This window comes from Vibrio frigidus, assembly GCF_042465995.1.
Lineage (GTDB): Bacteria > Pseudomonadota > Gammaproteobacteria > Enterobacterales > Vibrionaceae > Vibrio.
The window spans coordinates 369,711-381,212 of sequence record NZ_JBCDMC010000005.1; the positions used below are offsets into that span (position 1 = coordinate 369,711).

Annotated in this window: 13 protein-coding genes and 1 pseudogene; 9 read left to right on the plus strand and 5 right to left on the minus strand. The window is 41.4% G+C overall.

The annotated features are described in order from the left end of the window. Positions 1-166 precede the first annotated feature (166 nt). Positions 167-916 carry a TetR/AcrR family transcriptional regulator gene (locus AACW90_RS11155; protein ID WP_390234288.1) on the plus strand — a complete coding sequence of 250 codons (750 nt, stop codon included), beginning with the start codon at positions 167-169 and terminating at the stop codon, positions 914-916. Here the strand turns inward: AACW90_RS11155 and AACW90_RS11160 are convergent. The 3 genes from AACW90_RS11160 to AACW90_RS11170 all read right to left on the minus strand — a co-directional run bounded on the left by AACW90_RS11160 (position 913) and on the right by AACW90_RS11170 (position 3,141). Beyond that, positions 913-2,187 (minus strand): DEAD/DEAH box helicase, encoded by a 1,275-nt coding sequence (locus AACW90_RS11160; protein WP_390234291.1) that lies wholly within the window; start codon positions 2,185-2,187, stop codon positions 913-915. The genes AACW90_RS11155 and AACW90_RS11160 overlap by 4 nt on opposite strands. 56 nt (positions 2,188-2,243) lie before the next feature. Beyond that, complete coding sequence (locus tag AACW90_RS11165; protein WP_390234294.1) at positions 2,244-2,831, minus strand: acyl carrier protein phosphodiesterase; 588 nt, start codon at positions 2,829-2,831, stop codon at positions 2,244-2,246. Between the two features lie 181 nt (positions 2,832-3,012). Continuing rightward, a complete protein-coding gene (locus tag AACW90_RS11170; RefSeq protein ID WP_390234296.1) occupies positions 3,013-3,141 on the minus strand; it encodes a hypothetical protein in 129 nt (42 codons plus the stop codon). A 303-nt stretch (positions 3,142-3,444) separates the two neighbouring features. Between AACW90_RS11170 and AACW90_RS11175 the strand changes: the two genes are divergently transcribed. The 3 genes and pseudogenes from AACW90_RS11175 (at position 3,445) to AACW90_RS11185 (ending at position 5,475) form a co-directional block, all read left to right on the plus strand. Beyond that, positions 3,445-4,878, plus strand: a complete 1,434-nt coding sequence (locus AACW90_RS11175) for a methyl-accepting chemotaxis protein (protein WP_390234299.1) — start codon at positions 3,445-3,447, stop codon at positions 4,876-4,878. Positions 4,879-5,016: 138 nt separating this feature from the next. Beyond that, a pseudogene (locus AACW90_RS11180) lies at positions 5,017-5,208 on the plus strand (fatty acid cis/trans isomerase); the annotation flags it as partial. Positions 5,209-5,298: 90 nt separating this feature from the next. Continuing rightward, positions 5,299-5,475: a hypothetical protein gene (locus tag AACW90_RS11185; protein WP_195706268.1), complete on the plus strand. Its 177-nt coding sequence runs from the start codon at positions 5,299-5,301 to the stop codon at positions 5,473-5,475. Positions 5,476-5,548: 73 nt separating this feature from the next. Here the strand turns inward: AACW90_RS11185 and folE are convergent, their stop codons facing one another. Further along, positions 5,549-6,202, minus strand: coding sequence for a GTP cyclohydrolase I FolE (gene folE / locus AACW90_RS11190; protein ID WP_195706267.1), 654 nt, complete (start codon positions 6,200-6,202; stop codon positions 5,549-5,551). A gap of 301 nt (positions 6,203-6,503) precedes the next feature. Here folE and moeA point away from each other — a divergent pair, with 301 nt between their 5' ends. The 3 genes from moeA to AACW90_RS11205 all read left to right on the plus strand — a co-directional run bounded on the left by moeA (position 6,504) and on the right by AACW90_RS11205 (position 8,905). Beyond that, positions 6,504-7,739, plus strand: a complete 1,236-nt coding sequence (moeA, locus tag AACW90_RS11195) for a molybdopterin molybdotransferase MoeA (protein WP_390234303.1) — start codon at positions 6,504-6,506, stop codon at positions 7,737-7,739. An 86-nt stretch (positions 7,740-7,825) separates the two neighbouring features. Further along, a complete protein-coding gene (moeB, locus tag AACW90_RS11200) occupies positions 7,826-8,572 on the plus strand; it encodes a molybdopterin-synthase adenylyltransferase MoeB (protein ID WP_390234306.1) in 747 nt (248 codons plus the stop codon). A gap of 159 nt (positions 8,573-8,731) precedes the next feature. After that, on the plus strand, positions 8,732-8,905 hold the full coding sequence (locus tag AACW90_RS11205) for a hypothetical protein (RefSeq protein WP_390234308.1): 174 nt from the start codon (positions 8,732-8,734) through the stop codon (positions 8,903-8,905). A 53-nt stretch (positions 8,906-8,958) separates the two neighbouring features. Here AACW90_RS11205 and AACW90_RS11210 read toward each other — a convergent pair whose 3' ends face one another. Then, a complete protein-coding gene (locus AACW90_RS11210; protein WP_390234310.1) occupies positions 8,959-9,939 on the minus strand; it encodes a sugar-binding transcriptional regulator in 981 nt (326 codons plus the stop codon). Between the two features lie 359 nt (positions 9,940-10,298). On the opposite strand from AACW90_RS11210, the gene tal reads away from it, so the two are divergent. Together tal and AACW90_RS11220 are read left to right on the plus strand one after the other, a co-directional pair. Then, a complete protein-coding gene (gene tal, locus AACW90_RS11215; protein ID WP_390234313.1) occupies positions 10,299-11,249 on the plus strand; it encodes a transaldolase in 951 nt (316 codons plus the stop codon). Between the two features lie 111 nt (positions 11,250-11,360). Next, positions 11,361-11,502: thiamine pyrophosphate-binding protein (locus AACW90_RS11220; RefSeq protein WP_390234360.1), on the plus strand; the 142-nt coding region annotated here is incomplete at its 3' end.

Genomic DNA, 11,502 nt, shown 5'->3' on the forward strand with positions numbered 1-11,502 from the left:
ATTCACCCTACTTTCTCCATCACTGTGAAAAGTATTTACTACACGTTTGTGCAGTATATGAATAATTCGACTAAGATCAATATATATTTTACATGCGTATAGTAAATTATACTGACGAGAACCATTATATTGATTAGAATGCGTTATTGAACTTTGAGAAGACATTATGATTTGTAGAAAACAGGGCAGAAGAAGCGCGCAAACAGCAGAAGAAACTAAGCACTTAATCCTTGCTACCGCAGGAAGAATGTTTTGTTTGCAAGGCTATGAAAAAGTATCATTGAGAAACATTAGCGAAGCCGCTGGTGTATCCCATAGTCTTATTCGCCACCACTTCGGTAGTAAAGAACAAATATGGTATGCCGTAAGTGATACGTTGAATGCCTATATGCAGAACTACCTTAACGCGCTAATCAATGAATTTCCTGACAACAAACCAGCTCAAATTGTCTTGTATAACTTCAGTATTAAGATGATGGCACACTTATTACTTAATCCTCAGCCACTCCAATTTATTGCTGACGCGATAAGACAAGAAGGTGAATTCTTCGATTACTTTATGGATCAATCAGGGGTGTTTGAATCAATCACACAGGGCCTTATCGATGAGCACAACAAGCAAAACCCAAGCTATCAGGTCAATCTCTGGGAACTCAAATGGCAGATGATTTATACCGCTCACGCAGCTATCAGTCTGCGCCCATTGCTGAAGATAGTTTGGGAAGGGGAAGTGAGTAACATAGACGAGGCATTACTTAAACACTGGTCAATGTTTAATAAATTGATTGCGAGTCAATTAAACATACAAGCAGATGATATCGTGACGTCTTCAAATCTAAGAGATCTTCTATTGCCCATTGCCTGCGATTTCTCGAATCCAGACACATGTTCCGATAATCTAAGACAATTCTCTTAGCTTCGTTTACCACGGTTATGGTGGACATTAAGCTTCGATTTCATTTTTCTTTTTTCAGCAGAGCGATTTTGTTTTTTCATTGGTCGCTCTTCTTTGGATTCTTCAATCAAACTCGGTTCAAACCCTTGAAGCCATTCTTGAGGCAAGCGTTCATCTAACAAGCTTTCAATTGCCTTCAGTAGATACTCTTCGTCACGCACCAATAACGAAATAGCCAACCCAGCGTTACCTGCACGTCCAGTACGACCAATTCGGTGTACATAATCTTCCGCTTGATATGGCATATCGAAATTCACTACACATTCAAGCTCTTGAATATCAATTCCACGAGCCGCAACGTCCGTTGCAATTAACGCTCTGACTTTACCTGATTTAAAATCATCCAACGCTTTTTGGCGTGCTCCTTGGCTCTTATCACCATTTATAGATGCGGCTTTTATACCATCCAATTTAAGTTCTTTAACTAATGCATCACTGCCTATCTTCGTCTTTGTAAATACCAATACTTGTCGCCAGTTTCGAGAGCCGATGAGATAAGCAAGCAATTCGCTCTTTCTCTTTTTGTCTACCGGATAAACCATTTGCGATACGGTGCTCGCAGTACTATTAGATGGTGTAGCTTGTTCTTCTTCAGGGTTATCGAGTATTTGATACGCTAACTTTTTAACACGATCATGAAAGGTTGCCGAGAAAAACAGCGTTTGTCTTTCTTTTGGAAGTTGTTTCAATATTCGCTGTATATCCGGAAGAAAGCCCATATCTAACATACGGTCTGCTTCATCAAGTACCAAGGTTTTGGTACGTCTTAGATCGATGGTTTTAGTATAGGCATGGTCTAATAACCGGCCTGGTGTCGCAACAAGGATATCAGCGCCATTTCTCAGGTTGATTTTTTGAACATTTAGACTCGTTCCGCCATAAGCCACAACAATGTTTAAGTCGCAGTTCTCACTATAACTAACAAGGCTATCGAAAACTTGTTGAGCCAGTTCACGAGTGGGGACCAAAATCAAGCTTCTAATCCATTTTCCCGGCTCGTCATCGGTTCTGTTCTGAGATTCAGCCATTAAATTATGAATGATAGGCAAGCCAAATGCCGCCGTTTTACCTGTACCAGTCTGGGCGCCAGCTAATACATCTTTCCCTTCCAAAACATGGGGAATCGCTTTCTCTTGTATTGTTGTCGGCTGTTCAAAACCAAGCTTGCCCAGCGTTTCCACTAGTTGTTGATTAAGGTTCAATTGGGAAAAAGAAATCGGGGATTCAGACATTAACTTAAGCTCTCAGAAATTTGGGTCAGGATTGTAACAGATAACCAACGTCTCTATCACGGTAGATGACGTGTTTTTTCAATACTCGCTTTAAGTACGTCATCATATAAAATTGAGAATAATCCCTTCATTTCATCATAATGCGTGTCAATATCTTGAAAACACTCCGCTAACGGTGCCATTCTAGTACTACGATGAGACATCCGTTCTAACACTATTTCAATCGTGCTTAATGAAACGTATGACGTCAACCATCTATGCTTCCACATCAATTCGGTTACATGTAGATAGCGTTCAGGTAAATCAACATTCGGTTTCGCCACTCGTTTCTCAGCCGTCTGACAAAAAGAATGTAAACTCTCATCACAGTATTCAGACCACGCATTTGCTAGACAATGGTCCCAAAAAACATCCATCGCGATAGGGGCGAATCGTCGTCGGGCAGGTGAAAAAAGCAACTTAACTTGTCTCGATATTTCATGTTGGTCAGTAAACTTATCAACAAACCGGTGCAGCATAATGCCGTCAACAACCTCTTTAGGGTAACGACCAACAGGGTTCCCTTTTACAAAATCACCCAGCAAATTACCGGCAACGTCACTGTCGCATACTGTGGCAATATGAATGTGCGCCAAAAAATTCATCTAAAAGCTATTCTACTTATCCTGAACACAGGAGCGTCGGCAATAATAACCACAAGTTAGCCTAAATGAGTGAAAAGTTAAAACATAAAATGGACGTAACGGTCAAAAACAAAAAAGCCAGCAACTCTCGTCACTGGCTTTACCTTAAATGCGTTAATCGTGCTCACGTGTAACCACACTTCTACAGATTATCAATAACGAATGCGTCATCGATTACGACATCATCCAACTCATAATCCGTTAGGTCGAAGCCAATTTCCAATGCATCTAACCACTCTAAGCTATCGTTTTCTAAAAATTTTTCATCCATAACCATTGCCTCCTTATCGTCTATGAATATAGAGATAACACTTTTATATGACAGATTTTTTATAACACCTAACATTAAACATCGATAATTTTTAAAAACTATGCGCCCCGTCAGATGCAACCGTTTGCGTAGAGTTTTTATACTAATTCGGTTCGTAACCAAACAGATTTACAATGTGATGCAGATCACATCTTTAACTTAAAAACTACATGCCATTACATAAAAATGTCGAGCATTTATCTTTTTTTCATCTAGAATCTACATTGCGAGACATCTATCCAGCATTTCAACAACGAGGCCAACATGAAAGAGATACCATTTCGATTGATTGACAGATTATTTATAAAAATGTCTATCAACGATAAATTTTGGGTCATTTTTGTCCTATTCTTTGCCGCTCTAACGACCACAGCCCTTGGCAGATACAACCAAACGATAACTGGTATCGAGAATAATTCCGTCAAGATTGTACAAGCCAAAGTAAACGGCATTGCGTCGGCGATAGCACCAGATAACAAGGTAAGCATACCGAATATCTCTATCTCTAACGCTTCAACAGAAGCCTCATTCAAAACCCGTTCTATCACAGCCTCTGCTAGAGTAGCTAACGGTCAATACGCGACACTGACTGAACAAGTTCCGGACTCAGTACAAACAGCAAAGGAAGCCGCTTTAAACTCGTTTCTACTTAGCTTCTTATGGTTAATTCCTATTGCTATCGTTCTGTATTGGACCGCTACATTTTTGACCGGTGCTCTCTGGGTATTATGGCAAACGACCGTTAAAATCGCAGATGGCGATCTTACTTCCCGTTTAGGTTTCCATTCTGGCCGTGACGAGTTTGGTACCATCGGTTGTGCGTTAGATGAAGCGATGGATACATTGACGGAATTAGTTGAGGTAGTAAAAGAGAGCTCAACAACGTTAGAAATGACAACCGCAACGTTTGCGTCAGAAGTAACGCAAAGCCAAAAGCAGATTAACTACCAACACTCATCGCTCGATTCTGTCGCGACAGCAATGGAAGAGATGACCGCTTCTGCTTTGGAAGTCTCGAATATAGCCAAACAAGCGGCAGAACACTCCGAGAATGATGAAAAATACGTTCAAGCAAGTCAACAACGTGTTCAACAAGCGATCTCTGAAATTGAACAACTCAGCCAATTTATTTCGGAATCATCAACTTCAGTCGCAACACTTGCAGATAGCACAACTCAAATCAATGACGTTATTACAACCATTAGTGCGATATCTGAACAAACAAACTTATTGGCGCTCAACGCCGCGATTGAAGCGGCTCGTGCTGGCGAATATGGCCGAGGTTTCGCCGTCGTCGCAGACGAAGTAAGAACACTGGCCAGCCGAACACAAGAAGCGACCGTTGAGATACAATCCACCATCGAAAAACTGCAAGTCGAAACTGGACTGATTGCATCGAAAACTGAAAATACAGTGTCGCAAGCCAACACCAGCAATAAAATCATCTCGAGCATTGGTGATGATGTGGTCTCCATTGCAGAATCGGCTCGCGCGGTGATGGAAATGAGTATTCATATCTCAACCTCTGCCGATGAGCAAAGCACTGTTGCAAACGATATAGCAAGTGAATTGAGCGATATTCGCAGCCAATCAGACGCTATCAGAGAGGTCGCGCAGACGTCCGCTCATGGCGTCTCCGAGTTAACAGAGGCATCAAGCAAGCTCAACTCAGTGCTAAAAGGTTACAAGACCGCATAGACACATAAACCACCGTTAAATCATTATCGTAATTAAGGGCTGATCATTTATTGATCAGCCCTTTTGTTTTACAACAACATTCTGCTGTTAATAATACTGATCTAATAATTTAGAAAAATTAACGAAGACGCAGGTGATGTACCAGCGCTATATCGAATGTTGAGTTCAATGGAGAACGAACAAGATTACGTTAAGCTATTGGATCGTTTTGCTATTCGTCTTCGTTCACCGGAATTTTGACCATTTAACGACTTGGTTCATAGATGCGACAAGCGGACCCAACCTGTCGAATTCGGTTTATTAGACTATAATCGATTTGAGAATCGTTAATTTCTCAATAGAGAAGTCAGATGTTTACTACGCACCATCAGCAAGCATCTCTCGTAATGTCCTCATGTAATCCAAGTAAAGGAGGTAGCCATGAACATGCGAGAAAAAATAGAAGATCTAGAGCAACAAATATACATAGCCTGTTCTGAAAGTGACACTGACACGATGAATATGCTTGAGTATCAACTCGAACAGTTGCGCGGGCGGATGGAGCACGTGCTAGACGATGACCCATACGCACTCGAAGACTATTACTATGATGAATAAATTATGGCTATAAAAATAGAAAGCCCCAACAGAATACGTTCTGATGGGGCTTCCTTTTATTCTCTAAGGAGTACTATCTTAAGCCAGATAGGAACTCATGTCTCGTTGCCGAATTTGATTTAAATATTCCACCTAACGCGGTTGTAGTGGTCTCACTTGTTGCGTCCATTACGCCACGTGATTTGACACAATAATGTGTCGCGTCAATGGTAACCGCCACATCGTCAGACTCTAATAACGCCTGTAAAGCGACTAATATTTGCTGGGTCATCCTCTCCTGAACCTGAGGACGTTGAGCAAAAAATCGTACAATGCGGTTAATTTTAGATAGACCAATAATTTTGCCACGAGGAATATACGCCACCGCGGCTTTCCCGTCGATGGTCACAAGATGATGTTCACATGTGCTGGTAACGGTAATATTTTTTACCCTTACCATTTCACTCACATTCATTTTATTCTCAATGACGGTGATCTTAGGGAAATTCTTGTAATCCAAACCAGAAAAAACTTCATCAACATACATTTTTGCTATTCTAGCTGGTGTTTCTTCTAAACTATCATCGTTAAGATCAAGCTCTAATAACTGCAGCACTTCACGCATATGGTTTTCTATGCGTCGTTTCTTCTCTTCTCGGCTTACCTGATTAGGCAGCATGGGAGTTTCGAGGCCTCTTTGCTCTAGCGCATCCTTTACTAATTGAGCTGAATCGCTAATACCCGACATAATCTCTCCTACTATTTGCAACGTCCAACAACCTGTTTAAACGTCCAACAACCCAAATTAACGGCTGATAAGGATACTCGGATTCATAGAGAATTACAGTAACAATTATTTCTACAAACTCTGATCTGCCTTTGAGTTCAAGAGGAATGCGCTACGCCAATTGATCGAAAGTAAATCCCCCTTGTTAGATACCTACTATTTACATCAAATTTACTAATTTGTGAATTTCACAGGCTATAGCAAGCGGAGATATATGTTATTGTTCCCGCCGTAATTTTAATAATGATAATAAGGATTCATTATGGGATGTTGTGATGCCCCAGGTCTAATGCCAATCGATGATGCTATACAACAGATGCTGTCAAGCATAACGGCAATTAAGTCGACTCAGTCGCGTGCACTTGAACACACCGTTGGCTTTGTTTTAGCTGAAGATATTCTCTCCCCAATTAATGTTCCTCCGTTTGATAATTCTGCGATGGACGGTTATGCAATTAAACGCATCGAACTAAAAGCAACAAACGTTTTGCCTTTGTGTGGAAAATCATTTGCAGGCCAACCCTTTGAAGGGGAATGGCTAACTGGAACGTGCATTCGAATAATGACCGGGGCCAAAATACCTCAAGGTTGTGATGGCGTTGTCATGCAAGAAGACACAACCGTTGTCGATGGCGGTATCCAGTTCAACGATACCGACGTAAAAGAAGGCAACAATATTCGTCCTACGGGCGACGATATTCGTACTGGTGATATTGTATTGAAAGCAGGGACTCGACTCACCCCTAGAGACATTCCCATGATCGCTTCACTCGGCATTAGCCACCTATCTGTATTTGACAAGCCGAAGGTTGCTTTCTTCTCGACTGGCGATGAATTAATACCATTAGGTGAAACCTTAAAAGAGGGTCAAATATACGATAGCAATCGATATGGACTTAAGATCCTTTTGGATAAGTTCGGATGCGAAGCAATAGACTTAGGGATTATTCCGGATATTCCAGACCAACTTAGACATGCATTTAATCAAGCTCAGGAACAAGCCGATGTTGTCATAACCTCTGGTGGTGTCAGTGTTGGTGAAGCCGATTATACAAAAGACATTCTTGACGAACTAGGCTCCGTGAGTTTCTGGAAGATCGCGATCAAACCAGGAAAACCTTTTGCGTTTGGTAAGCTCGATAAAGCGTGGTTCTGCGGATTGCCTGGCAACCCTGTATCGGCTGCATTGACCACCTATGTTTTGGTACAGCCTCTTCTAGCGAAACTTTCTGGCGAAACCGACTGGCAACCACCTCAATCGATTCCTGCAACGACGCTATCTAGCTTTAATAAAAAACCGGGAAGAACCGATTATCAGCGTGGAGTTTACACTGTAAAAGATGGCAAATTTGAGGTAGAAAGTGCAGGTAATCAAAGCTCAGGTGCGTTTACTTCAATGAGCGTAGCGAACTGTTTTGTTATCATTGAACACGAACGAGGCCGCGTTAATGCGGGTGAGACCGTTCATATCCAACCATTTAATCACACACAATACTAATTGCAGCTAAACAAGCAACGACTGTCAATTAAAACGGTCGTTGCTTGGCTATCGAAAGCGTTATCGTAAACCAGTCAGGAAAAGCTATGGAAATCCTTTCAGATAAAGAAATGCTCCGTTACAACCGCCAGATAATACTGAAGAATTTCGACTTCGAAGGACAAGAAGCCCTCAAACAGAGTTCCGTACTCGTTATTGGTGCCGGGGGATTAGGTTGTGCATCTAGTCAATATCTTGCTACAGCTGGCATCGGTCATATTACTCTGGTTGATTTTGACTCTGTAGAGCTATCAAATTTGCAAAGACAAGTATTGCATTCGGATTCGGACATCGGGAAACTGAAAGTACAGTCTGCCTCTGAAAGCTTGCGAGGGTTGAATCCACATCTAGCGGTAGACACCGTCGCAGAAAAGCTAAACGATCAGGCAATGCTTGCCTTAATTGAGAAGCATCATGTCATACTGGATGCGACCGATAATAAGGAGACGAGAAACCAACTTAACCGCCTCTGTTATCAAACCAAAACACCACTTGTCTCGGGTGCCGCTATTCGGATGGAAGGTCAAATCAGCGTCTATACCTATCAAGAGGATGAGCCTTGCTATGAATGTCTAAGTGCTCTATTTGGTCAAAACGCACTAACTTGCGTAGAAGCCGGTGTCATGTCACCCGTCGTCGGCATTATTGGAGGTATACAGGCCCTAGAAACCATAAAGGTTATCTCTCAGTATGGAAGCCATTATCGTGGAAAATTGATGATCTTTGATGCTCTAAATTTGAGCTGGAGAGAAATGAAACTAACCAAACATCCCGGCTGCGCAGTTTGTGGGTGACTATTTTTGAGCTTTTAATAAAATTCTACTATTTATTTTAAATAACTAAAAATATGTGATCTGTGCCACTGTTTTTTAAACATCTTTTGCATGATCATTCTGGGCTGTCATTCTGTTTAACATCAGTGTCATATGAACAAATTGTTGAGTGTAGTAGTGATGGAATCCAGAATTTCTCAATTAAGAAAAGACTTTAAAGCTCGAATTTTCGCCATCGTTCCAAATAATGATGAAAGAGCAACCACCTCGGTTTTAACCGAAGAAGAGCTCGTTGAGCTACAAAATGCTTGGGTACAATTAGCTATTTGGAAGCAAAGTGATATCGCAAATTAGTGAAAAGTGACATCCCACTCACTATTCACGACTTTGCTTTGTCTACATTACTTTTATTTCATTTTCTCATCTAAATTCAAAACAGTAAGAGCGTTACTAACACTCGTGGCAATCACGTCAACAACCCCCGTACGCAGAGCCCCTAATAAAGCAAGAGGCTTGCTATTTTCCGCGGCTATCGCAATCACTTCTGCAATAGGTTTAAATTCCTTCATGCTTAAACCTATTACTCGATCACTCATTACTGTCTGCGCTGTGTCACCATGGATATCAAAAAAATCATACCCTGCAAAATCCCCTACTACCCCCTGCAGTAATCTAGACTGAACCACTTCTTCCGCAGTAAACCAACCCAGATCGACCATATAGCTGTTTTCACTCATATCACCAATACCGACCAGAGATACATCAGCTTTTCGCGCTAAATCAAGGGTTTGCTTAACCGTAGTATTTTCCATGAAGGCCAATTTCTGTTCTTTATTTTCCGCATACGCTGGGGCATATAGCGTCTCAGATGAACCACCGTATTTTTTTGCCAGTTGACGACAGATATGATCGGCATTATACATTCCCCCCCTTGGGTGAATGCCTCCAATACCGCAAACAAACTTACAATCTCTTGGTGTAATAACTCCCACGTGATGAGCCACTGCAGAGACATTTCTTCCTTGTCCCACCGTAACCACCATACCGTCCTTTAATGTCGTCGACAGATAATTTGATACCAAACCCGCAACTTGCAGGCGTTGCTGCTCTACGCTCGGTTGGTCCAATGCGACCAGCGCTCTTTTCACTCCGAAACGTTCAATAAGACGTTGTTCTATTTTTGCACTGAATACCGGGTGATATTTGACCGTGATTTCAACGATACCCTCATCTCTGGCCTGCTTGAGCATCCGACCTACTTTTGCTCTAGAAATAGTGAATTTTTTTGATATTTCTTCTTGTGTCGCGCCATCTTGATAGTAGGCAACTGAAATTTCAGTTAGAAGATCCGTACTCTGATCCAAAATATCCTGATTTTTTTTACTCATATCTCACCTACTAAACCTGTTTATTTTCCAGTACACAGCCATTACTTTAGCTCAGTCCCGTTACATATGCTCACACAAAAAACCCTTAGGTTTTGCACTTTAATTCTTAATCAAAAAGTGACGAAAACGTTTATATCATATAAAACCTAGCAAACATTGACTAAAGTCACTTTTAGCTTGTCTCCTTGATTGACTTTCGACTCAGATCCGCTAATTTGGACGAATCAATTCCTCAACAATGTTCCATATGTTCACGGGGTATTGTTTACAGTTAAAATGAAAAATACTGATTATTTGTAATGTATAATTGGTAGAATAACAATTGACTATGTTAAGCCTTACAAGACAGGACGACGGATATGAGCAACAAATTAGAGCAACTTCGTAAAGTAACCACAGTAGTAGCAGATACAGGTGATATCGAGGCGATTCGTAAGTATAAGCCAGAAGACGCAACAACCAACCCTTCTCTTATTCTTAAAGCGGCACAGATTCCTGAGTATGCTCCTCTTATCGATAAAGCCATTGAGTATGCAAAATCTCAAAGCAGCGACAAAGCACAACAGGTTCAAGATACTTGTGACATGCTTGCCGTTAACATTGGTAAAGAAATTCTTACTACTATTCCAGGTCGAATCTCTACTGAAGTAGACGCTCGTTTGTCTTATGATAAAGAAAGCAGCGTGACTAAAGCTCGTCAGCTTGTAAAAATGTACAACGATGCCGGCATCTCTAATGACCGCATCCTTATCAAATTGGCTTCTACTTGGGAAGGCATATGCGCCGCTGAAATCCTAGAAAAAGAAGGCATCAACTGTAACCTAACGCTTCTTTTCTCATTCGCACAAGCACGAGCATGTGCTGAAGCTGGCGCTTTCCTGATTTCTCCTTTCGTAGGTCGTATCATGGACTGGTATAAAGCGAAAGAAGGCCGTGACTTTGAAGCTCAAGAAGATCCAGGCGTTCTATCTGTTACGGCAATCTACAACTATTACAAAGAACATGGTTACAATACGGTTGTTATGGGCGCTAGCTTCCGTAACATTGGTGAGATTCTTGAAATCGCAGGTTGTGACCGTTTAACGATTGCACCTCAACTTCTACAAGAATTAGAAGATGCACAAGGTGATCTTGTAGAGAAACTCGTTGCGACTACAGACATAAAAGAACGTCCTGCACGAATGACTCACGCTGAGTTCTTGTGGGAACACAACCAAGACCCAATGGCGGTTGAAAAACTTGCTGAAGGTATTCGTAATTTTGCTGTCGACCAAGGCAAATTAGAAACGATGATCGCTGCAAAACTTTAATATCCTCAAATTTTAATAAAAGCGCTCCATTCATACTGGGGCGCTTCTAAATAGAGATTCATAAAATGGTTCATCCCATTTTCAAATATTAAAACTCATTGGAATCGAAAAATGGAACGTAAACAACTAGCAAATGCAATCCGTGCCCTTAGCATGGACGGTGTTCAAAAAGCCAACTCAGGTCACCCTGGCGCACCTATGGGTATGGCTGATATCGCCGAAGTACTTTGGCGTGGTCACCTAAACCATAACC

Bases quoted from the DNA above. Each gene is read 5' to 3' on its own strand.
- AACW90_RS11175 (WP_390234299.1), top strand. From the start codon at position 3,445: ATGAAAGAGATACCATTTCGATTGATTGACAGATTATTTATAAAAATG.
- AACW90_RS11160 (WP_390234291.1), bottom strand. From the start codon at position 2,187: ATGTCTGAATCCCCGATTTCTTTTTCCCAATTGAACCTTAATCAACAA.
- moeA (WP_390234303.1), top strand. From the start codon at position 6,504: ATGGGATGTTGTGATGCCCCAGGTCTAATGCCAATCGATGATGCTATA.
- moeB (WP_390234306.1), top strand. From the start codon at position 7,826: ATGGAAATCCTTTCAGATAAAGAAATGCTCCGTTACAACCGCCAGATA.
- folE (WP_195706267.1), bottom strand. From the start codon at position 6,202: ATGTCGGGTATTAGCGATTCAGCTCAATTAGTAAAGGATGCGCTAGAG.
- AACW90_RS11155 (WP_390234288.1), top strand. From the start codon at position 167: ATGATTTGTAGAAAACAGGGCAGAAGAAGCGCGCAAACAGCAGAAGAA.
- AACW90_RS11170 (WP_390234296.1), bottom strand. From the start codon at position 3,141: ATGGATGAAAAATTTTTAGAAAACGATAGCTTAGAGTGGTTAGATGCA.
- AACW90_RS11165 (WP_390234294.1), bottom strand. From the start codon at position 2,831: ATGAATTTTTTGGCGCACATTCATATTGCCACAGTATGCGACAGTGAC.
- AACW90_RS11205 (WP_390234308.1), top strand. From the start codon at position 8,732: ATGGAATCCAGAATTTCTCAATTAAGAAAAGACTTTAAAGCTCGAATT.
- AACW90_RS11185 (WP_195706268.1), top strand. From the start codon at position 5,299: ATGAACATGCGAGAAAAAATAGAAGATCTAGAGCAACAAATATACATA.
- AACW90_RS11210 (WP_390234310.1), bottom strand. From the start codon at position 9,939: ATGAGTAAAAAAAATCAGGATATTTTGGATCAGAGTACGGATCTTCTA.
- tal (WP_390234313.1), top strand. From the start codon at position 10,299: ATGAGCAACAAATTAGAGCAACTTCGTAAAGTAACCACAGTAGTAGCA.